Source organism: Streptomyces sp. NPDC087215, assembly GCF_044744885.1.
Classification (GTDB): domain Bacteria; phylum Actinomycetota; class Actinomycetes; order Streptomycetales; family Streptomycetaceae; genus Streptomyces.
This window is the reverse complement of the sequence record NZ_JBIUZD010000004.1, coordinates 211,132-231,501: the sequence shown is the minus strand read 5'-3', so window position 1 is coordinate 231,501 and position 20,370 is coordinate 211,132. Positions and strand designations below refer to the sequence as shown.

General features: G+C 67.6%; 34 protein-coding genes. 31 read left to right on the top strand and 3 right to left on the bottom strand.

Annotation, left to right across the window (positions count from 1 at the left end; translation table 11 throughout):
* The first annotated feature begins 164 nt into the window (after positions 1–164).
* The 22 genes from ACIO92_RS13890 (at position 165) to rplO (ending at position 11,650) form a co-directional block, all read left to right on the top strand.
* Positions 165–1,409: an RNA polymerase sigma factor gene (locus tag ACIO92_RS13890; protein ID WP_402281336.1), complete on the top strand. Its 1,245-nt coding sequence runs from the start codon at positions 165–167 to the stop codon at positions 1,407–1,409.
* Between the two features lie 571 nt (positions 1,410–1,980).
* Positions 1,981–2,289, top strand: a complete 309-nt coding sequence (gene rpsJ / locus ACIO92_RS13885) for a 30S ribosomal protein S10 (RefSeq protein WP_003948644.1) — start codon at positions 1,981–1,983, stop codon at positions 2,287–2,289.
* Positions 2,290–2,300: 11 nt separating this feature from the next.
* Positions 2,301–2,945, top strand: coding sequence for a 50S ribosomal protein L3 (gene rplC / locus ACIO92_RS13880; protein WP_148005762.1), 645 nt, complete (start codon positions 2,301–2,303; stop codon positions 2,943–2,945).
* 7 nt (positions 2,946–2,952) lie between these two features.
* Positions 2,953–3,603, top strand: a complete 651-nt coding sequence (gene rplD / locus ACIO92_RS13875) for a 50S ribosomal protein L4 (protein ID WP_351793007.1) — start codon at positions 2,953–2,955, stop codon at positions 3,601–3,603.
* The gene (gene rplW, locus ACIO92_RS13870) at positions 3,603–3,926 is read left to right on the top strand and encodes a 50S ribosomal protein L23 (protein ID WP_015035575.1); all 324 of its coding nucleotides are present in this window, start codon (positions 3,603–3,605) and stop codon (positions 3,924–3,926) included. The genes rplD and rplW overlap by 1 nt, the downstream gene beginning before the upstream one ends.
* A 40-nt stretch (positions 3,927–3,966) precedes the next feature.
* Positions 3,967–4,803 carry a 50S ribosomal protein L2 gene (gene rplB, locus ACIO92_RS13865; protein WP_030318653.1) on the top strand — a complete coding sequence of 279 codons (837 nt, stop codon included), beginning with the start codon at positions 3,967–3,969 and terminating at the stop codon, positions 4,801–4,803.
* Positions 4,804–4,815: 12 nt separating this feature from the next.
* Complete coding sequence (gene rpsS / locus ACIO92_RS13860; RefSeq protein WP_024755409.1) at positions 4,816–5,097, top strand: 30S ribosomal protein S19; 282 nt, start codon at positions 4,816–4,818, stop codon at positions 5,095–5,097.
* Positions 5,098–5,139: 42 nt separating this feature from the next.
* Positions 5,140–5,487: a 50S ribosomal protein L22 gene (gene rplV, locus ACIO92_RS13855; RefSeq protein WP_004571827.1), complete on the top strand. Its 348-nt coding sequence runs from the start codon at positions 5,140–5,142 to the stop codon at positions 5,485–5,487.
* Positions 5,487–6,338 (top strand): 30S ribosomal protein S3, encoded by an 852-nt coding sequence (gene rpsC, locus ACIO92_RS13850; RefSeq protein ID WP_366439657.1) that lies wholly within the window; start codon positions 5,487–5,489, stop codon positions 6,336–6,338. Before rplV ends, rpsC begins: the two co-directional genes overlap by 1 nt.
* 5 nt (positions 6,339–6,343) lie before the next feature.
* Positions 6,344–6,763 (top strand): 50S ribosomal protein L16, encoded by a 420-nt coding sequence (rplP, locus tag ACIO92_RS13845; RefSeq protein WP_017239579.1) that lies wholly within the window; start codon positions 6,344–6,346, stop codon positions 6,761–6,763.
* Positions 6,763–6,987 carry a 50S ribosomal protein L29 gene (gene rpmC, locus ACIO92_RS13840; protein ID WP_056552388.1) on the top strand — a complete coding sequence of 75 codons (225 nt, stop codon included), beginning with the start codon at positions 6,763–6,765 and terminating at the stop codon, positions 6,985–6,987. Before rplP ends, rpmC begins: the two co-directional genes overlap by 1 nt.
* On the top strand, positions 6,987–7,268 hold the full coding sequence (gene rpsQ, locus ACIO92_RS13835) for a 30S ribosomal protein S17 (protein WP_030208995.1): 282 nt from the start codon (positions 6,987–6,989) through the stop codon (positions 7,266–7,268). Before rpmC ends, rpsQ begins: the two co-directional genes overlap by 1 nt.
* A 99-nt stretch (positions 7,269–7,367) precedes the next feature.
* Complete coding sequence (rplN, locus tag ACIO92_RS13830) at positions 7,368–7,736, top strand: 50S ribosomal protein L14 (RefSeq protein WP_003956455.1); 369 nt, start codon at positions 7,368–7,370, stop codon at positions 7,734–7,736.
* Between the two features lie 2 nt (positions 7,737–7,738).
* The gene (gene rplX, locus ACIO92_RS13825; protein WP_015035583.1) at positions 7,739–8,050 is read left to right on the top strand and encodes a 50S ribosomal protein L24; all 312 of its coding nucleotides are present in this window, start codon (positions 7,739–7,741) and stop codon (positions 8,048–8,050) included.
* A complete protein-coding gene (gene rplE / locus ACIO92_RS13820) occupies positions 8,047–8,604 on the top strand; it encodes a 50S ribosomal protein L5 (protein WP_351793114.1) in 558 nt (185 codons plus the stop codon). The genes rplX and rplE overlap by 4 nt, the downstream gene beginning before the upstream one ends.
* Before the next feature lie 5 nt (positions 8,605–8,609).
* Positions 8,610–8,795 carry a type Z 30S ribosomal protein S14 gene (locus ACIO92_RS13815; protein WP_003948630.1) on the top strand — a complete coding sequence of 62 codons (186 nt, stop codon included), beginning with the start codon at positions 8,610–8,612 and terminating at the stop codon, positions 8,793–8,795.
* A gap of 221 nt (positions 8,796–9,016) precedes the next feature.
* Positions 9,017–9,415 carry a 30S ribosomal protein S8 gene (rpsH, locus tag ACIO92_RS13810; RefSeq protein WP_158989430.1) on the top strand — a complete coding sequence of 133 codons (399 nt, stop codon included), beginning with the start codon at positions 9,017–9,019 and terminating at the stop codon, positions 9,413–9,415.
* A gap of 21 nt (positions 9,416–9,436) precedes the next feature.
* On the top strand, positions 9,437–9,976 hold the full coding sequence (gene rplF / locus ACIO92_RS13805) for a 50S ribosomal protein L6 (RefSeq protein WP_351793013.1): 540 nt from the start codon (positions 9,437–9,439) through the stop codon (positions 9,974–9,976).
* A 2-nt stretch (positions 9,977–9,978) separates the two neighbouring features.
* Complete coding sequence (rplR, locus tag ACIO92_RS13800) at positions 9,979–10,362, top strand: 50S ribosomal protein L18 (protein WP_351793016.1); 384 nt, start codon at positions 9,979–9,981, stop codon at positions 10,360–10,362.
* 46 nt (positions 10,363–10,408) lie between these two features.
* Complete coding sequence (gene rpsE, locus ACIO92_RS13795; RefSeq protein WP_254372698.1) at positions 10,409–11,011, top strand: 30S ribosomal protein S5; 603 nt, start codon at positions 10,409–10,411, stop codon at positions 11,009–11,011.
* Positions 11,011–11,193, top strand: coding sequence for a 50S ribosomal protein L30 (rpmD, locus tag ACIO92_RS13790; RefSeq protein WP_351793022.1), 183 nt, complete (start codon positions 11,011–11,013; stop codon positions 11,191–11,193). The genes rpsE and rpmD overlap by 1 nt, the downstream gene beginning before the upstream one ends.
* Before the next feature lies 1 nt (position 11,194).
* On the top strand, positions 11,195–11,650 hold the full coding sequence (gene rplO / locus ACIO92_RS13785; RefSeq protein WP_366439656.1) for a 50S ribosomal protein L15: 456 nt from the start codon (positions 11,195–11,197) through the stop codon (positions 11,648–11,650).
* A gap of 81 nt (positions 11,651–11,731) precedes the next feature.
* On the opposite strand, the gene ACIO92_RS13780 is transcribed toward rplO, so the two are convergent.
* The 3 genes from ACIO92_RS13780 to ACIO92_RS13770 all read right to left on the bottom strand — a co-directional run bounded on the left by ACIO92_RS13780 (position 11,732) and on the right by ACIO92_RS13770 (position 13,613).
* Positions 11,732–12,367, bottom strand: a complete 636-nt coding sequence (locus tag ACIO92_RS13780) for a response regulator transcription factor (RefSeq protein ID WP_366439655.1) — start codon at positions 12,365–12,367, stop codon at positions 11,732–11,734.
* 129 nt (positions 12,368–12,496) lie between these two features.
* The gene (locus ACIO92_RS13775) at positions 12,497–13,159 is read right to left on the bottom strand and encodes a hypothetical protein (protein ID WP_366439654.1); all 663 of its coding nucleotides are present in this window, start codon (positions 13,157–13,159) and stop codon (positions 12,497–12,499) included.
* 1 nt (position 13,160) lies between these two features.
* Complete coding sequence (locus ACIO92_RS13770) at positions 13,161–13,613, bottom strand: hypothetical protein (protein WP_366439653.1); 453 nt, start codon at positions 13,611–13,613, stop codon at positions 13,161–13,163.
* Positions 13,614–13,954: 341 nt separating this feature from the next.
* Here ACIO92_RS13770 and secY point away from each other — a divergent pair, with 341 nt between their 5' ends.
* From secY to rplQ, 9 genes are all read left to right on the top strand, one after another.
* On the top strand, positions 13,955–15,274 hold the full coding sequence (gene secY / locus ACIO92_RS13765; protein ID WP_366439652.1) for a preprotein translocase subunit SecY: 1,320 nt from the start codon (positions 13,955–13,957) through the stop codon (positions 15,272–15,274).
* Positions 15,274–15,921 carry an adenylate kinase gene (locus ACIO92_RS13760; protein ID WP_366439651.1) on the top strand — a complete coding sequence of 216 codons (648 nt, stop codon included), beginning with the start codon at positions 15,274–15,276 and terminating at the stop codon, positions 15,919–15,921. Before secY ends, ACIO92_RS13760 begins: the two co-directional genes overlap by 1 nt.
* 95 nt (positions 15,922–16,016) lie before the next feature.
* Positions 16,017–16,868, top strand: a complete 852-nt coding sequence (gene map / locus ACIO92_RS13755; protein WP_366439650.1) for a type I methionyl aminopeptidase — start codon at positions 16,017–16,019, stop codon at positions 16,866–16,868.
* Positions 16,869–17,060: 192 nt separating this feature from the next.
* Positions 17,061–17,282 (top strand): translation initiation factor IF-1, encoded by a 222-nt coding sequence (infA, locus tag ACIO92_RS13750; RefSeq protein WP_003956442.1) that lies wholly within the window; start codon positions 17,061–17,063, stop codon positions 17,280–17,282.
* 61 nt (positions 17,283–17,343) lie between these two features.
* Positions 17,344–17,457, top strand: a complete 114-nt coding sequence (gene rpmJ, locus ACIO92_RS13745; protein ID WP_003956441.1) for a 50S ribosomal protein L36 — start codon at positions 17,344–17,346, stop codon at positions 17,455–17,457.
* Between the two features lie 204 nt (positions 17,458–17,661).
* Positions 17,662–18,042, top strand: a complete 381-nt coding sequence (gene rpsM / locus ACIO92_RS13740; RefSeq protein WP_266895455.1) for a 30S ribosomal protein S13 — start codon at positions 17,662–17,664, stop codon at positions 18,040–18,042.
* A gap of 66 nt (positions 18,043–18,108) precedes the next feature.
* A complete protein-coding gene (gene rpsK, locus ACIO92_RS13735; RefSeq protein ID WP_006376016.1) occupies positions 18,109–18,513 on the top strand; it encodes a 30S ribosomal protein S11 in 405 nt (134 codons plus the stop codon).
* Between the two features lie 183 nt (positions 18,514–18,696).
* Positions 18,697–19,719, top strand: a complete 1,023-nt coding sequence (locus ACIO92_RS13730) for a DNA-directed RNA polymerase subunit alpha (protein WP_351793037.1) — start codon at positions 18,697–18,699, stop codon at positions 19,717–19,719.
* Positions 19,720–19,899: 180 nt separating this feature from the next.
* Positions 19,900–20,367, top strand: coding sequence for a 50S ribosomal protein L17 (gene rplQ / locus ACIO92_RS13725; RefSeq protein ID WP_366439649.1), 468 nt, complete (start codon positions 19,900–19,902; stop codon positions 20,365–20,367).
* Positions 20,368–20,370 lie beyond the last annotated feature (3 nt).

Here is a 20,370-nt window from a genome sequence, read left to right as displayed (position 1 = left end):
GTCGCGGTGGCCCGGGGCCCGACCACCCCGAGGGCGGTTCCTCGGTGTCCGGCCGCTCCGGCTCCGGCCGTCCGGGGCCCGACGGCTCCGGGCCCCGCCCTCCCGGGGCAGCACCTTCCGTGCCCGGTCGACCCGGTTCCGGTGGATCGCGGGGCGTCCGCCCGGTGGGCGGCGGGGAGCGTGTCGTCGAGGATCTCCTGCGGGAGCACGCGCCGAGGGTGCTCGGGGCGCTCGTCCGGCGCTTCGGCGACTTCGACCTCGGTGAGGACGCCGTCCAGGAGGCGCTGATCGCCGCCGCCGGGCAATGGCCCGAGGAGGGCGTTCCCGACCGGCCGCACGCCTGGCTGCTCACCGTCGCCCACCGCCGGTACGTCGACCTGGTGCGCGGCGAGGCCGCCCGCAGGCGCCGGGAGGACGCGGTGGCGCTCGCCACCCCCGACTCCGAGCTGCTCGCGCGCGCCGCCGACGACCTCCCGGGCACCGACCAGGACGACTCGCTGGCGCTGCTCTTCCTCTGCTGCCACCCGGACCTCTCCCCGGCCAGCCGGATCGCGCTCACCCTGCGCGCGGTCGGCGGCCTGACCACGGCCCAGATCGCCGCCGCCTTCCTGGTGCCCGAGCCGACGATGGCGCAGCGGATCAGCCGGGCCAAGCAGACGGTGAAGGCGGCGGGCGGGACCCTCGTCCTGCCCGAGGGCGCGGCCCGCGCGGCCCGAGCGGCCGAGGTGCGGCACGTGCTCTACCTGATCTTCAACGAGGGCTACACGGCCAGCGTCGGCGACGAACTGACCGCGCCCGAGCTGTCCACGGAGGCGATCCGGCTGACACGGCTGCTGCACCGGCTGCTGCCCGAGGACACCGAGACGGCGGGGCTGCTCGCGCTGACCCTGCTCACGGACGCCCGCAGGCCTGCCCGTACGGGGCCGTACGGCGAACCGGTACCGCTCGCCGAGCAGGACCGGGCGCTCTGGGACGCGGCCCTGGTCGCGGAGGGCGTCGCCCTGATCAGCCGCACCCTGCCGCGGGGGCGGGTGGGTCCGTACCAGCTCCAGGCGGCCATCGCGGCGGTCCACGACGAGGCGGGGTCCGCGGCGGCCACCGACTGGCCGCAGATCCTCGCGCTGTACGAGCTCCTGGAGCGGACGGGCCGGAATCCGATGGTCACCCTCAACCGGGCGGTGGCCCTCGCCATGGTCGAGGGACCGGCGGCCGGGCTCGCGCTCCTGGACGAGGTGGCGGCGGACCGGCGGCTGGCCCGGCACCACCGGCTCCTGGCCGCCCGCGCCCATCTCCTCGAACTCCTCGGGGAACGGGGGGCGGCTGCCGAGGCGTACCGGGAGGCGGCCCGGCGGACCAGCAGCGCGCCCGAGCGGCGCCACCTGACGGAACGGGCCCGACGCCTGGGCTGAACCGGTACCGGAGCGGGGAGAACGTCCGGGCGGAGCGGGACGGCAGGGAGGCGGCGGGCGCGGAAGCCGGGGGCGTGGTCCGCCGGGCCGGTCCGGGGCACCCCGGGGACGGGCCCGGGGACAGGGCCGAAACGGTTCGGAAGCGGGCCGCCGCCCGCGCCCCGGCGCATGTCCGTACGTGACGTGGGGTACAGTCTTCCACCCCGATTGGCGGCCGGATGGCCCCGTATGGCAGACTGTCGGGGTTGCTCGGTTGAGTGCCGATGCTGCGCGCCTCCCGTCGGGAGGACCGGAAGCGAGTCCCACAGTACTCGTCGTCCCTTTTCAGGGACGGACGTACGGGAATCTTCTGGGAAGCGTCAGCGGGGTGCAGGCCAGGCACCCGGTGGGTGTTCCACCCCCGGCCTGCGGTCACGGTGACCGCGTCCCCTTGGTTGGGAAGTCCTCAGGGACTTCTGCGTAGAGGGAGCGCGACACGCCCGACCGCGTGGGTCGGAGGAGGACGGTGCTTCCCAGGAAGTGCGGCCCTTCGGGTTCCAGAGCGTTACGAGACGAAGGACTACTAGTAGCCATGGCGGGACAGAAGATCCGCATCCGGCTCAAGGCCTACGACCACGAGGTCATCGATTCCTCGGCGAAGAAGATCGTCGAGACGGTGACCCGCACTGGTGCGTCGGTCGCGGGCCCGGTGCCGCTGCCCACTGAGAAGAACGTGTACTGCGTCATCAAGTCGCCGCACAAGTACAAGGACTCTCGCGAGCACTTCGAGATGCGCACGCACAAGCGCCTCATCGACATCCTCGACCCCACGCCGAAGACGGTTGACTCGCTCATGCGTCTCGACCTCCCGGCGGGCGTTGACATCGAGATCAAGCTCTGAGGGCGCGCGAGATGGCTAAGAACATCAAGGGCATCCTGGGCGAGAAGCTCGGCATGACGCAGGTCTGGGACGAGAACAACCGGATCGTTCCGGTGACCGTCGTCAAGGCCGGCCCCAATGTCGTGACCCAGGTCCGTACGAACGACGTCGACGGCTACGAGTCGGTCCAGATCGCCTTCGGCGAGATCGACCCGCGCAAGGTGAACAAGCCCCTCAAGGGTCACTTCGCCAAGGCCGATGTCACCCCGCGCCGCCACCTGGTGGAGCTCCGCACCGCTGACGCCTCCGAGTACACGCTCGGCCAGGAGATCACCGCCGAGCTCTTCGAGGCCGGCGTGAAGGTCGACGTCACCGGCAAGAGCAAGGGCAAGGGCTTCGCCGGTGTCATGAAGCGCCACAACTTCCGTGGTGGCAAGGCGTCGCACGGTGCCCACCGCGTGCACCGCAAGCCCGGTTCGATCGGTGGCTGCGCCACTCCGGGCCGTGTCTTCAAGGGCATGAAGATGGCCGGTCGCATGGGCAACGAGCGTGTGACCACCCAGAACCTGACCGTCCACGCCGTTGACGCCGAGAAGGGTCTGCTGCTCATCAAGGGCGCCGTCCCCGGCCCCAACGGTGGCCTCGTCCTGGTCCGCACCGCGGCCAAGGGGGTTTGAGGAACCGATGAGCACCATTGACATCCTTTCGCCGGCAGGCGACAAGACCGGGACCGTCGAGCTCCCCGAGGAGATCTTCGGCGCCAAGGTCAGCGTTCCGCTGATCCACCAGGTCGTCGTCGCGCAGCTGGCCGCGGCCCGTCAGGGCACGCACAAGACCAAGCGCCGTGGCGAAGTCCGTGGTGGTGGCCGCAAGCCTTACCGCCAGAAGGGCACCGGCCGCGCCCGTCAGGGTTCGACCCGCGCTCCGCAGTTCGTCGGCGGTGGCGTCGTCCACGGCCCGCAGCCGCGTGACTACTCGCAGCGGACCCCGAAGAAGATGAAGGCCGCCGCCCTCCGCGGTGCCCTCTCGGACCGGGCCACCCACTCCCGCATCCACGTCGTGACCGGCGTGGTCGAGGGCGGGGTCTCCACCAAGGCCGTGAAGACGCTGCTCGGCAAGATCTCGGAGCGCAAGAACCTGCTCCTGGTCGTCGAGCGCTCCGACGAGGCCGCGTGGCTGTCCGCTCGTAACCTGCCCCAGGTGCACATCCTGGAGCCGGGCCAGCTCAACACGTACGACGTGATCGTCTCCGACGACGTGGTCTTCACCAAGGCCGCCCTCGAGTCCTTCGTGTCTGGCCCCCAGACCGCTGAGACCGAAGGGAGCGACGCCTGATGACTGAGGCCGTCGTCACCAGCAAGACCTTCTCGGACCCGCGCGACATCCTGATCAAGCCGGTCGTCTCCGAGAAGAGCTACGCCCTGCTGGACGAGAACAAGTACACGTTCATCGTCGCGCCTGGCTCCAACAAGACCCAGATCAAGCAGGCCGTCGAGGCGGTCTTCTCGGTCAAGGTCACCGGGGTCAACACGATCAACCGCCAGGGCAAGCGCAAGCGCACCAAGGCCGGTTTCGGTAAGCGCAAGGACACCAAGCGCGCCATCGTGACCCTTGCCGAGGGCAACCGTATCGACATCTTCGGCGGTCCGACCGCCTAACGGCGGTCTGGATCGTCCGGAATCGGACGAGGACTGAGAAATGGGAATCCGCAAGTACAAGCCGACTACGCCGGGCCGCCGTGGCTCCTCCGTAGCCGACTTCGTCGAGATCACGCGGTCCACGCCGGAGAAGTCGCTGGTCCGCCCCCTGCACAGCAAGGGCGGCCGTAACAACACCGGTCGGATCACGGTTCGACACCAGGGTGGCGGCCACAAGCGCGCCTACCGTGTGATCGACTTCCGTCGTCACGACAAGGACGGCGTGCCGGCGAAGGTCGCTCACATCGAGTACGACCCCAACCGCACCGCGCGCATCGCGCTGCTCCACTACGTGGACGGCGAGAAGCGCTACATCATCGCCCCCAAGGGTCTGACGCAGGGTGACCGCGTCGAGAACGGCCCCGGCGCTGACATCAAGCCCGGCAACAACCTGGCGCTCCGCAACATCCCGGTCGGTACCACGATCCACGCGATCGAGCTCCGTCCCGGTGGCGGCGCCAAGTTCGCGCGCTCCGCTGGTGCCTCCGTGCAGCTGCTGGCGAAGGAGGGCACGATGGCCCACCTTCGTATGCCGTCCGGTGAGATCCGTCTCGTCGACGCCCGCTGCCGCGCCACCATCGGCGAGGTCGGCAACGCCGAGCAGTCGAACATCAACTGGGGCAAGGCCGGCCGTAAGCGTTGGCTGGGCGTTCGCCCGACCGTTCGCGGTGTGGCGATGAACCCGGTGGACCACCCGCACGGTGGTGGTGAGGGTAAGACCTCCGGTGGTCGTCACCCGGTCTCCCCGTGGGGTCAGAAGGAGGGTCGTACTCGCTCGCCGAAGAAGGCTTCGAGCAAGTACATCGTCCGCCGCCGCAAGACGAACAAGAAGCGCTAGGAGCGGGTTTAGATGCCGCGCAGTCTCAAGAAGGGACCCTTCGTCGACGGACACCTCGTAAAGAAGGTGGACGTACAGAACGAAGCCGGTACCAAGAACGTCATCAAGACCTGGTCCCGTCGCTCGATGATCATCCCGGCCATGCTCGGCCACACGATCGCGGTGCACAACGGCAAGACCCACATTCCGGTGTTTGTCACCGAGTCGATGGTCGGCCACAAGCTCGGCGAGTTCTCGCCGACGCGCACCTTCCGGGGTCACGTGAAGGACGACCGGAAGTCGAAGCGCCGCTAGTAGCGGGGTGGAATGACCATGACAGACACTGGAAGGACAACCATGGAAGCCAGGGCCCAGGCGCGGTACATCCGCGTCACGCCCATGAAGGCCCGCCGAGTGGTGGACCTTATCCGTGGCATGGACGCCACGGAGGCTCAGGCGGTCCTGCGTTTCGCCCCGCAGGCCGCGAGCGTGCCGGTTGGCAAGGTGCTTGACAGCGCCATCGCCAACGCCGCGCACAACTACGACCACACCGACGCCTCTTCGCTGGTCATCAGCGAGGCGTACGTGGATGAGGGCCCGACCCTGAAGCGGTTCCGTCCGCGTGCTCAGGGCCGTGCCTACCGGATCCGTAAGCGGACCAGCCACATCACCGTGGTCGTCAGCAGCAAGGAAGGAACCCGGTAATGGGCCAGAAGGTTAACCCGCATGGGTTCCGGCTCGGCATCACCACGGACTTCAAGTCCCGTTGGTACGCCGACAAGCTGTACAAGGACTACGTCAAGGAAGACGTCGCCATCCGTCGGATGATGACGTCCGGCATGGAGCGCGCCGGCATCTCGAAGGTTGAGATCGAGCGCACCCGTGACCGCGTGCGGGTGGACATCCACACCGCGCGTCCCGGCATCGTCATCGGCCGCCGTGGCGCCGAGGCCGACCGCATCCGCGGTGACCTCGAGAAGCTCACGGGCAAGCAGGTCCAGCTGAACATCCTCGAGGTCAAGAACCCCGAGATGGACGCTCAGCTGGTCGCCCAGGCCGTTGCCGAGCAGCTCTCCTCCCGCGTCTCCTTCCGTCGTGCCATGCGCAAGAGCATGCAGGGCACGATGAAGGCCGGCGCCAAGGGCATCAAGATCCAGTGCGGCGGTCGTCTCGGCGGCGCCGAGATGTCCCGCTCGGAGTTCTACCGCGAGGGCCGCGTGCCCCTGCACACGCTCCGCGCGAACGTCGACTACGGCTTCTTCGAGGCCAAGACCACCTTCGGCCGCATCGGCGTGAAGGTCTGGATCTACAAGGGCGACGTCAAGAACATCGCCGAGGTCCGCGCCGAGAACGCAGCGGCCCGTGCGGGTAACCGCCCGGCCCGTGGTGCGGGTGGCGCTGGCGACCGTCCCGCCGGCCGTGGTGGCCGTGGTGGCGAGCGTGGCGGCCGCGGCCGCAAGCCGCAGCAGCAGTCCGCGCCGGCTGCCGAGGCCCCCAAGGCCGAGGCTCCCGCCGCCGCTGCCGCTCCGGCTGAGAGCACCGGAACGGAGGCCTGACCGACATGCTGATCCCCCGTAGGGTCAAGCACCGCAAGCAGCACCACCCGAAGCGCTCCGGCGCCAGCAAGGGTGGTACGCAGGTTGCGTTCGGCGAGTACGGCATTCAGGCCCTCACGCCGGCTTACGTGACCAACCGCCAGATCGAGGCGGCTCGTATCGCGATGACCCGCCACATCAAGCGTGGCGGCAAGGTCTGGATCAACATCTACCCGGACCGCCCGCTGACGAAGAAGCCTGCCGAGACCCGCATGGGTTCCGGTAAGGGTTCTCCGGAGTGGTGGATCGCGAACGTCAAGCCGGGTCGGGTGATGTTCGAACTGTCCTACCCGAACGAGAAGATCGCGCGCGAGGCCCTGACCCGTGCGGCCCACAAGCTGCCGATGAAGTGCAAGATCGTAAAGCGCGAAGCAGGTGAGCTGTGATGTCGGCCGGTACCAAGGCGTCCGAGCTGCGCGAGCTGGGCAACGAGGAGCTTCTCAACAAGCTCCGCGAGGCCAAGGAAGAGCTGTTCAACCTCCGCTTCCAGGCGGCGACGGGCCAGCTCGAGAACCACGGCCGGCTCAAGTCCGTCCGTAAGGACATCGCCCGGATCTACACCCTGATGCGCGAGCGCGAGCTGGGCATCGAGACGGTGGAGAACGTCTGATGAGCGAGAGCAACGTGACTGAGAAGACCGAGCGCAACGCTCGCAAGGTCCGCGAGGGCCTGGTCGTCAGCGACAAGATGGACAAGACCGTCGTCGTCGCTGTCGAGGACCGCGTCAAGCACGCGCTGTACGGCAAGGTCATCCGCCGTACGAACAAGCTCAAGGCTCACGACGAGCAGAACGCCGCCGGCATCGGTGACCGCGTCCTCCTGATGGAGACGCGCAAGCTGTCCGCCACGAAGCACTGGCGCGTCGTCGAGATCCTCGAGAAGGCCAAGTAATTCTTGAAGGGGTAACCCTTCGAGTTCGTTCCGCCAGGCTCGGCAGGGGCTTCCACCGAAGCCCCTGCCGGGAACCGGCAGACAAATCAGGAGATAGACGTGATCCAGCAGGAGTCGCGACTGCGTGTCGCCGACAACACTGGTGCCAAGGAGATCCTTTGCATCCGTGTTCTCGGTGGCTCGGGTCGCCGCTACGCGGGCATCGGTGACGTCATCGTCGCCACCGTCAAGGACGCGATCCCCGGTGGCAACGTGAAGAAGGGTGACGTCGTCAAGGCGGTCATCGTTCGCACCGTCAAGGAGCGCCGCCGCCAGGACGGCTCGTACATCCGCTTCGACGAGAACGCCGCTGTCATTCTCAAGAACGACGGCGACCCTCGTGGCACCCGTATCTTCGGCCCGGTCGGCCGTGAGCTGCGCGAGAAGAAGTTCATGAAGATCATCTCGCTCGCGCCGGAGGTGCTGTAAGCATGAAGATCAAGAAGGGCGACCTGGTCCAGGTCATCACCGGTAAGGACAAGGGCAAGCAGGGCAAGGTCATCACGGCCTTCCCCCGTGAGAACCGCGTCCTGGTCGAGGGTGTCAACCGGGTCAAGAAGCACACCAAGGCCGGCCCGTCGCAGGCCGGTGGCATCGTCACGACCGAGGCTCCGGTCCACGTCTCCAACGTCCAGCTGGTCGTGGAGAAGGACGGCAAGAAGGTCGTCACGCGTGTCGGTTACCGCTTCGACGACGAGGGCAACAAGATCCGCGTTGCCAAGCGGACGGGTGAGGACATCTGATGGCTACCACCACTCCGCGTCTCAAGACGAAGTACCGCGAGGAGATCGCGGGCAAGCTGCGTGAGGAGTTCTCCTACGAGAACGTCATGCAGATCCCCGGCCTCGTGAAGATCGTGGTGAACATGGGTGTCGGCGACGCCGCCCGTGACTCGAAGCTCATGGACGGTGCCGTCCGTGACCTGACCACCATCACCGGTCAGAAGCCGGCCGTCACCAAGGCCCGCAAGTCCATCGCGCAGTTCAAGCTGCGCGAAGGTCAGCCGATCGGTGCGCACGTCACCCTCCGTGGCGACCGCATGTGGGAGTTCCTGGACCGCACCCTGTCGCTCGCGCTTCCGCGCATCCGCGACTTCCGTGGTCTGTCCCCCAAGCAGTTCGACGGGCGTGGCAACTACACCTTCGGTCTCACGGAGCAGGTCATGTTCCACGAGATCGACCAGGACAAGATCGACCGTGTCCGGGGTATGGACATCACCGTGGTGACCACGGCGACCAACGACGACGAGGGCCGTGCCCTTCTGCGTCACCTCGGCTTCCCGTTCAAGGAGGCGTAAGCGAGATGGCGAAGAAGGCTCTCATCGCGAAGGCTGCCCGCAAGCCCAAGTTCGGCGTGCGCGGCTACACGCGCTGCCAGCGCTGTGGTCGACCCCACTCCGTGTACCGCAAGTTCGGCCTGTGCCGCGTGTGCCTTCGTGAGATGGCTCACCGTGGCGAGCTGCCGGGCGTGACCAAGAGCTCCTGGTAAGCACCTGTCGCCCTTCGGGGCGTAGGGCTTCCTGGATCTCTCGGTAAGCACTGGGTTGGCGGATGCCCATCCCCTCATGGCTTAGGCTAGTGGGGTTGGGCGTCCGCCGCCCGTACGACTTACTACGCCGTAGGTCCCCGCGCCGCACCCGTCCCGCCCCTGTGTGGGGAGAGGGATGGCGCATACAGGAAACCCCGGCGAGAGAGGCCGAAGGCCAATTCATGACCATGACTGATCCGATCGCGGACATGCTGACTCGTCTGCGTAACGCGAACTCGGCATACCACGACTCCGTGTCGATGCCGCACAGCAAGATCAAGTCTCACATCGCGGAAATCCTCCAGCAGGAGGGCTTCATCACGGGCTGGAAGGTCGAGGACGCCGAGGTCGGCAAGAACCTCGTCCTCGAGCTCAAGTTCGGTCCGAACCGTGAGCGCTCCATCGCGGGCATCAAGCGGATCTCGAAGCCCGGTCTCCGGGTTTACGCGAAGTCCACCAACCTGCCGAAGGTTCTCGGCGGCCTGGGCGTGGCGATCATCTCCACGTCCCACGGCCTCCTGACCGGCCAGCAGGCAGGCAAGAAGGGCGTAGGTGGGGAAGTCCTCGCCTACGTCTGGTAGTCGGGAACGGAGGAATAGCTAATGTCGCGTATTGGCAAGCTGCCTATCCAGGTTCCCGCCGGCGTGGACGTCACCATCGATGGCCGCACGGTCACGGTCAAGGGTTCCAAGGGCACCCTGAGCCACACCGTCGCCGCGCCGATCGAGATCGTTAAGGGTGAGGACGGCGTTCTCAACGTCTCCCGTCCGAACGACGAGCGTCAGAACAAGGCCCTTCACGGCCTGTCCCGCACGCTGGTGGCCAACATGATCACCGGTGTGACCCAGGGTTACGTGAAGGCGCTCGAGATCAGCGGTGTCGGTTACCGCGTCGCCGCGAAGGGCTCCAACCTGGAGTTCCAGCTCGGTTACAGCCACCCGATCCTGGTCGAGGCGCCCGAGGGCATCTCGTTCAAGGTCGAGTCGCCGACCAAGTTCTCGGTCGAGGGCATCGACAAGCAGAAGGTCGGCGAGGTCGCGGCGAACATCCGCAAGCTGCGCAAGCCCGACCCGTACAAGGCCAAGGGCGTCAAGTACGCCGGCGAGGTCATCCGCCGCAAGGTCGGAAAGGCTGGTAAGTAGCCATGGCATACGGTGTGAAGATCGCCAAGGGCGACGCTTACAAGCGTGCCGCCAAGGCTCGCCGCCACATCCGCATCCGCAAGAACGTGTCGGGTACGGCGGAGCGTCCGCGCCTCGTCGTGACGCGTTCGAACCGCGGTATCACCGCTCAGGTCATCGACGACCTCAAGGGTCACACCCTGGCGTCGGCGTCGAACTTGGACGCGTCGATCCGTGGTGGCGAGGGCGACAAGTCCGCGCAGGCCAAGCAGGTCGGCGCCCTGGTCGCCGAGCGCGCCAAGGCCGCCGGTGTCGAGACCGTCGTGTTCGACCGTGGTGGCAACAGGTACGCCGGGCGCATTGCCGCTCTGGCTGACGCCGCCCGCGAAGCCGGGCTGAAGTTCTAAGCCCCGGTTCCGGGACTAACGGACGTAACAGAGAGAGGTAAATCCAATGGCTGGACCCCAGCGCCGCGGAAGCGGTGCCGGTGGCGGCGAGCGGCGGGACCGGAAGGGCCGCGACGGTGGCCCTGCCGCCGAGAAGACCGCGTACGTTGAGCGCGTCGTCGCGATCAACCGCGTCGCCAAGGTTGTCAAGGGTGGTCGCCGCTTCAGCTTCACCGCGCTGGTCGTGGTGGGCGACGGTGACGGCACCGTAGGTGTCGGTTACGGCAAGGCCAAGGAAGTTCCCGCGGCCATCGCCAAGGGTGTCGAGGAAGCCAAGAAGAACTTCTTCAAGGTTCCCCGCATCCAGGGCACCATCCCTCACCCGATCCAGGGCGAGAAGGCCGCGGGCGTCGTCCTGCTCAAGCCGGCTTCCCCCGGTACCGGCGTCATCGCCGGTGGCCCGGTGCGTGCCGTGCTCGAGTGCGCCGGCGTTCACGACATCCTGTCGAAGTCGCTCGGCTCCGACAACGCGATCAACATCGTGCACGCGACCGTGGCGGCCCTCAAGGGCCTGCAGCGTCCCGAGGAGATCGCGGCTCGCCGTGGTCTGCCCCTCGAGGACGTCGCCCCCGCGGCTCTCCTCCGTGCACGTGCCGGGGCGGGTGCGTAATGGCTCGCCTCAAGGTCACGCAGAAGAAGTCGTACATCGGCAGCAAGCAGAACCACCGCGACACCCTGCGCTCGCTCGGCCTCAAGAAGGTCAACGACGTGGTTGTCAAGGAGGACCGCCCCGAGTTCCGCGGAATGGTTCACACCGTCCGCCACCTCGTGACGGTCGAGGAGGTTGACTGACATGGCGGAGAACAGCCCGCTGAAGGCCCACAACCTCCGTCCCGCCCCCGGCGCCAAGACCGCGAAGACCCGTGTCGGTCGTGGTGAGGCGTCGAAGGGTAAGACGGCCGGTCGTGGTACGAAGGGTACGAAGGCCCGCTACCAGGTTCCGCAGCGCTTCGAGGGCGGGCAGATGCCCCTCCACATGCGTCTGCCGAAGCTGAAGGGCTTCAAGAACCCCTTCCGCACCGAGTACCAGGTCGTGAACCTGGACAAGCTCGCCGCGCTCTACCCGCAGGGTGGAGAGGTCACGGTGGCCGATCTGGTCGCCAAGGGTGCGGTTCGCAAGAACCAGCTCGTCAAGGTGCTCGGCACCGGCGAGGTCTCCGTGGCGCTGCAGGTGACGGTCGACGCCGTCTCCGGCTCCGCCAAGGAGAAGATCGCCGCCGCCGGCGGCAGCGTCACCGAGCTCGTCTGAGTCTCGGCCCGACAGCACTGAGAAGCCCGGCCGGTTCCCCCTCGGGGGAGCCGGCCGGGCTTCTCGGCGTCCGGGAGGAGATCAGGCCGCGGCCGAGGTGAGTCCCCGTGCCTTGAGGCAGGCCTGGAGACGGCTCTCGACCTGGAGTTTCGCCAGCACCTGCGTCACGTACATCTTCACCGTGGCCTCCTTGATCCCCATGGAACTGGCGATGCGGTGGTTGCTCATGCCGTCGGAGAGCAGATCCAGCACCTGCTGCTGCCGGGGGGTGAGCTGCGGGAAACGCACCCGGTACTCGCTCAGCTCCTCCGTCACGCAGCGGGGGAAGTAGGTGAATCCGGCGAGGACGGCGGCCAGGGCACGGTGGAAGTCCTCCGGCGAGGCGGTGTCCGGCAGGAAACCGTGGAGTCCGGCCGACACGCTGGACGGGGTGATGCGGGTCCGTCCGGGGCGGCCCACCGAGACGAAGCGGAGCCCGCGGTCCCGCGGGCCGGAGCGGAGGACCGGGGCCAGGTCCTCCTCGGGTCGGCCGGTGGTGCCGAACACGACGAGATCCGGCCGGGTGCGGTCCACCGCCTCGACCAGGCCGCCGAGGGTGCCGACGCTGACCGTCTTCACGTACGAGAATCGCCCGACGATCTGGACGAGACCGAGCGTGCGGGTCGGGCTGTCATCGGCGACAAGGACATGGGCGTGTGCATGGCTGTGCGTGCTCATTTCCCCCACTTCGCGATCGCTGCCGGGGGCGGCCCCTGGGGTCCCACTCCCGCCCCCGTGGGTGATCACGACTCTAGCCACGCCGGTTGCATACGCACAGTGGATTTGAGGAGTGCCTGATCTTCCGGTTCAGGAGGTCCCGGTGTCGGGGCGGCAGTCCGGCCAGCCGGTCCGCCAGCCGGGGAACGAGGGGTGGGCGTCCGCCCGGGTGTCGCCGATCGTGGAGCCGACCGAGCCGTCCGGACCCTTGACCTGGACGATCCGGTGGGGATAGGGGCCGCCGAGGTCGGTGTAGGCCAGGACCATCATTCCGGTGGGCGTCTCCCACCGGCTCCCGCCGCCGGGGACCTTCTTCGCCTCCGGGGGAATTCCGCGCGGCCCGAAGTACTGGCCCAGGACCACGTCCAGGCTGTCCGGGTGCGGTGCGGGGGTGGGCTCCTCCGTACTCGTGCAGGACTGCCAGTCCCGCACGGTGATGGTGCCGGGCCGTCCCGAGTCCCAGAGGCGTTCCTCGGCCCGCCGCTCTTCGGAAGCGATCACGAAGCGGAGCCTGCTGACGGAGTCCGCCCGGTGTTCGGCGAAGACCTCCACCTTCTTGTGGGCCGTCACGGACGGGTCGTCCTCCCGGGGCAGTTCCTCCGTGAACGCGATGCGGGTGACGGTCGTCCCCGGTCGTCCCGGGGCGTCGGTTCCCCGTCCCGGGACGGGGGCGTCCGTGGTGCAGGCGGTGACGGCCGACAGCGCGACCGTCACCGCCGCGAAGCCCCCGAGGGCTCTCGGTGTGCTCCTCATGTCAGCAGGCGAAGCGCCGTTCGGGGCTGGTGGACCAGCCGACCCGGGCAGGGCTGCCGCCGCGCACCGACCCCTTGGTGCGGTAGGTGAAAGTGCCCTTGCCCTGGCACTTCCACTGGAGGTGGCTGGTGGCGCGGTTGCCGACCCAGTCCGTACCGGCGATGCGGGTCCAGCCGTCCCAGCGGTGGTACTGCAGCAGGGCGGTGTTGTACCAGCCGCTGCAGTTGTTGACGGTGGCGTACTTGCCGCGGGCGTGGTCGCTGCGGCCGGTGCTCGCCATGTTCTCCTTCCACGGCTTGTAGACGGCGAGGGTGCAGCTCGCTGCGGCGGCCCGCGTGGTGACGGACTCGGCCGTGGTGGCCGCCGGGGTGTCCGTCGTGCGGGCGGTGGCGGTGGTCGTGCCCACCAGGAGGGCGGCGCCGACGAGGGCCGCGACGGCGAGTGGCTTCTTCATGACGGGGTTCCTCCAGAAGAGTCGGGATCAGGCCGTTCCGCCCGATCGGTCCTGAACTGCTGGGACAGTCTTCTGGGGGAAGGGAGGCCGTGTCAGGACGGCTCTTGGTCGGGACGCGGCCCCGACCAAAGTCGTATGCCGGACACCCGTGGGGTCGTGGCCCGACGATGGGGGCCCGACGTCGCCCGGAGACGTTTCCCGCTGGCTGTGGGGGCGGGTATGGTAGCGCCTGATAGCTTCCCCGGCAGTCTGCGCTCTGGTGCACGACTGCCGTGTTCTGTAATTGCTCCCATACAAACCGTCACCCTCACGCGCGTAACGCGGGGGTCGCAGGAGGCACCGTGCTCACCGCGTTCGCCCAGGCGTTCAAGACGCCCGACCTGCGCAAGAAGCTGCTCTTCACGCTCGCCATCATCGTGCTGTACCGCTTCGGGGCCCACATCCCCGTCCCCGGTGTCAGCTACGAGGCCGTCCAGCAGTGTGTCAAGCAGGCCAGCGAAGGCAACAACAGCCTGTTCGGCCTGGTCAACATGTTCAGTGGCGGCGCGCTGCTGCAGATCACCATCTTCGCGCTCGGCATCATGCCGTACATCACGGCGAGCATCATCCTGCAGCTGCTGACCGTCGTGATCCCGCGTCTGGAAGCCCTCAAGAAGGAGGGGCAGTCCGGCACGGCCAAGATCACGCAGTACACCCGCTACCTGACGGTGGCCCTCGCGGTCCTGCAGGGCACAGGTCTCGTCGCCACCGCCAAGAGCGGTGCCCTCTTCAGCGGCTGCAACGTGGCCGACCAGGTCGTGCCCGACCCGTCGATCTTCACCATCGCCACCATGGTCCTCACGATGACCGCGGGTACCTGTGTCGTCATGTGGCTCGGTGAGCTGATCACCGACCGCGGCATCGGCAACGGCATGTCGATCCTGATGTTCATCTCGATCGCCGCCGGCTTCCCGGGCGCCCTGTGGAAGATCAAGGTCGAGGGCGAGATGGCCGACGGCTGGATCGAGTTCGGCACCGTGATCCTCGTCGGCTTCGTGATGGTGGCCCTCGTGGTCTTCGTCGAGCAGGCCCAGCGGCGCATCCCGGTCCAGTACGCGAAGCGCATGATCGGCCGTCGTTCGTACGGCGGTACGTCCACGTACATCCCGCTGAAGGTGAACCAGGCGGGTGTGATTCCCGTCATCTTCGCCTCGTCGCTGCTCTACATCCCGGCCCTGGTCGCTCAGTTCTCGAGCTCCACCGCGGGATGGAAGACCTGGATCGAAGCCCACTTCGTCAAGGGTGACCACCCCTACTACATCGCCACCTACTTCCTCCTGATCGTGTTCTTCGCCTTCTTCTACGTGGCGATCTCGTTCAACCCCGAGGAAGTCGCGGACAACATGAAGAAGTATGGTGGCTTCATCCCGGGTATCCGGGCCGGTCGACCCACTGCCGAGTATCTGAGCTACGTGCTCAACCGGATCACGTGGCCGGGCTCGCTGTACTTGGGTCTGATCGCTCTTGTGCCGACGATGGCGTTGGCAGGCTTCGGCGGCGCCAACGCCAACTTCCCCTTCGGCGGGACGAGCATCCTGATCATCGTGGGTGTGGGGCTGGAGACCGTGAAGCAGATCGAGAGCCAGCTTCAGCAGCGCAATTACGAAGGGTTCCTCCGCTGATGCGAATCGTCCTCGTCGGACCGCCCGGGGCCGGTAAGGGAACGCAGGCCGCGTACCTTGCCAAGAACCTGGACATCCCGCACATCTCCACCGGTGACCTGTTCCGTGCCAACATCTCGCAGGGCACGGAGCTGGGCGTGGAGGCGCAGTCGTACATGAAGGCCGGCCAGCTGGTGCCGGACTCCGTGACGATCGGGATGGCCAAGGACCGTATGGAGCAGCCGGACGCCGTGGGTGGCTTCCTGCTCGACGGGTTCCCGCGCAACGTGGCCCAGGCCGAGGCCCTGGACGAGATCCTCAAGGCGGGTCACGTACAGCTGGACGCGGTCCTGGACCTGGAGGTCCCCGAGGACGAGGTCGTGAAGCGGATCGCGGGTCGCCGCATCTGCCGCAACGACTCCTCGCACGTGTTCCACGTGACGTACCAGGCTCCGGCCGTCGAGGGCGTCTGCGACGTCTGCGGCGGGGAGCTGTACCAGCGCGACGACGACACGGAGGAGACCGTGCGCCGCCGCCTGGAGGTCTACCACACGGAGACCGAGCCGATCATCGACTACTACCGGGCGCAGAACCTGGTCGTGACGATCTCGGCGCTCGGCAAGGTGGACGAGGTCACCGCCAAGGCGATGGCCGCGATCAAGAAGTAACCACGGTTCGTCCGATACGGCCGCGGTGCCCCTGGGGGGCGCCGCGGCCGTATCGTTGTTCCGATACCCGTTCTCGACGAAAGGCCGCGGCCACGATGGTGCAGATCAAGACCCCCGAGCAGATCGCGAAGATGCGTGAGGCGGGCCTTGTCGTCGCCGCCGTCCACGCGGCGACCCGCGACGCGGCCGTGCCGGGCGCGACCACGCGGGACCTGGACGAGGTCGCGCGGAAGGTGATCGCCGAGCACGGGGCGAAGTCGAACTTCCTCGGGTACGGCGGGTTCCCCGCGACGATCTGCACCTCGGTGAACGAGGTCGTCGTCCACGGCATCCCCGACGAGAAGACCGTCCTGAAGGACGGCGACATCATCTCCATCGACGCGGGCGCGATCGTGGACGGCTGGCACGGTGACGCGGCCTACACCGCGTTCGTGGGCACCGGGCACGCGCCGGAGCTGGTCGAGCTCTCCCGGGTCACGGAGGAGTCGATGTGGGCCGGGATCGCGGCGATGCGGCTCGGCAACCGGCTGGTGGACATCTCGAAGGCGATCGAGACGTACATCAAGCGGCAGCCCCGCCCGCCGGTCGGCGACCACAGCCTCGGCCGGTACGGGATCATCGAGGACTACGGCGGCCACGGCATCGGCACCGAGATGCACATGGACCCGCACCTCCTGAACTACGTCTCCCGCAAGCGCGGCAAGGGCCCGAAGCTGGTGCCCGGCCTGTGCCTGGCGATCGAGCCGATGGTCTCCCTCGGCACCCCGGCCACCGAGGTCCTGAAGGACGACTGGACGGTCATCACCACCGACGGCACCTGGTCCTCGCACTGGGAGCACTCGGTGGCGCTCACGGAGGAGGGCCCGCTGGTCCTCACCGCGGTCGACGGGGGCAGGGCGAAGCTGGCGGAGCTGGGCGTCACGGCGGCGCCGGACCCGCTCGCGTAGGGACGCGGGGGCGTGGAGGAGGTTCCGGGTTCTCGGCGTGGTCCCTTGCGTAAGGATCTCCTCGCGTGGGCAGACTTCCCGATTCGTCTTTTCCAGGGGCCTGACGTAGACTGATGCGTCGGCTCTCGTGTACCCGTGTGTCCGCATACGGCGGCGAGAGTCGATCAAGGTAGCCGATTCGAAAGGCGAAGCGTGGCCAAGAAGCAAGGTGCCATCGAAATCGAGGGCACCGTGATCGAGTCTCTCCCGAACGCCATGTTCAAGGTGGAGCTCCAGAACGGTCACAAGGTCCTCGCGCACATCTCCGGCAAGATGCGGATGCACTACATCCGAATCCTTCCGGACGACCGGGTCGTTGTGGAGCTCTCTCCGTACGACCTGACGCGTGGCCGGATCGTCTACCGGTACAAGTAGATCTTGCCCGCACCCCGCTTCGGCGCGGGTGGTGGCACTGACCCGGAGAACCTCACATCCCATGAAGGTCAAGCCGAGCGTCAAGAAGATCTGCGACAAGTGCAAGGTGATCCGCCGTCACGGCCGGGTCATGGTCATCTGCGACAACCTGCGCCACAAGCAGCGCCAGGGCTGACGCACGCCGACCGACCTGCATTTCGCAGTTCTTCGCGCGACGCATAGCAATACGTACATACGCAGAGCCCGTCGGGCCGTTTCCCACGGTTGACGACACCTCCGGTGGGGGCCGGGGACCCGGACGTACCACGCCCTGAATCTCGGGGCGTCGGCGGTCGGGAGTGGTTCTGCGACAGACCCCCGAGAACACAGGAGCCATTGAATGGCACGCGTTTCCGGTGTTGACATCCCGCGCGAAAAGCGTGTGGTGGTCGCACTCACCTACGTCTTCGGCATCGGGCGTACCCGGTCCGAGGAGATTCTCGTCGCTACCGGCGTGAACCCGTCCACCCGTGTCCGCGACCTTGCCGAGGAAGACCTCGTCAAGATCCGCGAGTACGTGGACGCCAACCTCCAGACCGAGGGTGACCTCCGCCGCGAGATCGCCGCCGACATCCGCCGCAAGGTCGAGATCGGCTGCTACCAGGGTCTGCGCCACCGTCGTGGCCTGCCCGTCCGCGGCCAGCGCACCAGCACGAACGCTCGTACCCGCAAGGGCCCGCGTCGCGCCATCGCCGGCAAGAAGAAGCCGGGCAAGAAGTAGTCCTCAGCGGACGCTTGACCAAGCGGTCTTCGCTGTAGGACCGACCACCTCCCGTAGGAGTAAGAGATGCCCCCCAAGGGTCGTCAGGGCGCTGCCAAGAAGGTGCGCCGCAAGGAAAAGAAGAACGTCGCTCATGGGCACGCCCACATCAAGAGCACGTTCAACAACACCATCGTCTCGATCACGGACCCCGCGGGCAACGTGATCTCCTGGGCCTCCGCCGGCCACGTCGGCTTCAAGGGCTCGCGCAAGTCCACCCCCTTCGCCGCGCAGATGGCCGCCGAGTCGGCCGCCCGCCGCGCGCAGGAGCACGGGATGCGCAAGGTCGACGTCTTCGTCAAGGGTCCGGGCTCCGGCCGCGAGACCGCGATCCGCTCCCTCCAGGCCACCGGCCTCGAGGTCGGTTCGATCCAGGACGTCACCCCCACGCCGCACAACGGCTGCCGTCCGCCCAAGCGCCGCCGCGTCTGACCCGGTCGGCGCGGCTCCCCGTGCGAGCGGGGACGCACCGCGCCACCGTGTCCGGCACGTGGGCTGTCTGAGCAGGACTTCGGGCGGTACGGCTCTTCCGGCCGTGCCGCCCGTACCCTTGCAGTACGCAGTTCTCCGTAGGGCGTCAAATAGTGGGCGTCCACGACTGAAGGAATCACAGACATGCTGATCGCTCAGCGTCCCTCGCTGACCGAAGAGGTCGTCGACGAGTTCCGCTCCCGGTTCGTGATCGAGCCGCTGGAGCCGGGCTTCGGCTACACCCTCGGCAACTCCCTCCGCCGTACCCTCCTGTCGTCGATCCCGGGTGCCGCTGTCACCAGCATCCGCGTCGACGGCGTCCTGCACGAGTTCACCACCGTGCCGGGCGTCAAGGAGGACGTGACCGACATCATCCTCAACATCAAGCAGCTGGTCGTCTCCTCGGAGCACGACGAGCCGGTCGTGATGTACCTGCGCAAGCAGGGCCCGGGTCTGGTCACCGCCGCCGACATCGCGCCCCCGGCCGGTGTCGAGGTGCACAACCCCGACCTCGTCCTCGCCACGCTCAACGGCAAGGGCAAGCTGGAGATGGAGCTGACCGTCGAGCGCGGTCGCGGCTACGTCTCCGCCGTGCAGAACAAGCAGGCGGGCCAGGAGATCGGCCGTATCCCGGTCGACTCGATCTACTCGCCGGTGCTCAAGGTCACGTACAAGGTCGAGGCGACCCGTGTCGAGCAGCGCACCGACTTCGACAAGCTGATCGTCGACGTCGAGACCAAGCAGGCCATGCGACCGCGCGACGCCATGGCGTCCGCGGGCAAGACCCTGGTCGAGCTGTTCGGTCTGGCGCGCGAGCTCAACATCGACGCCGAGGGCATCGACATGGGCCCGTCCCCGACGGACGCCGCCCTGGCCGCCGATCTCGCGCTGCCGATCGAGGAGCTCGAGCTCACCGTTCGTTCGTACAACTGCCTCAAGCGCGAGGGCATCCACTCCGTGGGTGAGCTCGTGGCGCGTTCCGAGGCGGACCTGCTCGACATCCGCAACTTCGGTGCGAAGTCGATCGACGAGGTCAAGGCGAAGCTGGCCGGCATGGGCCTGGCCCTCAAGGACAGCCCGCCCGGATTCGACCCGACCGCCGCCGCCGACGCCTTCGGCGCCGACGACGACGCGGACGCGGGCTTCGTCGAGACCGAGCAGTACTGACAGCTCGGGCCTCACGGTCCGTACCCGGGTGCGGGTGCGCTGTGCTCGACCGCGCAGTTCCCCGCGCCCCCTCCGGGCCCGCCCCTTCGGGGCGCGTCCGGATCTCCGACAGGCGACCGCCTGCTCGGATACTGACCCCGGTACCTCATACGGCCGGGGCAGACACCTAGGAGAATCATCATGCCGCGTCCCGCGAAGGGTGCCCGCCTCGGCGGTTCCGCCGCTCACGAGAAGCTGCTGCTCGCCAACCTGGCGAAGTCGCTGTTCGAGCACGGTCGCATCACCACGACCGAGGCCAAGGCCCGCCGCCTGCGTCCGGTCGCCGAGCGCCTGATCACCAAGGCGAAGAAGGGCGACATCCACAACCGTCGCCTGGTGCTGCAGACGATCACCGACAAGGGCATCGTCCACACGCTCTTCACCGAGATCGCGCCGCGCTACTCCGAGCGCCCGGGTGGCTACACCCGTATCACCAAGGTCGGCAACCGTCGTGGCGACAACGCCCCGATGGCCGTGATCGAGCTGGTCGAGGGCGAGATCGCCAAGAAGGCGACCGTCGACGAGGCCGAGGCCGCCACCAAGCGCGCCGTCAAGGAGGCCGACCAGGCCGCCACGACCGAGGCCGCCGAGGAGTCGAAGGACGCGTAAGCG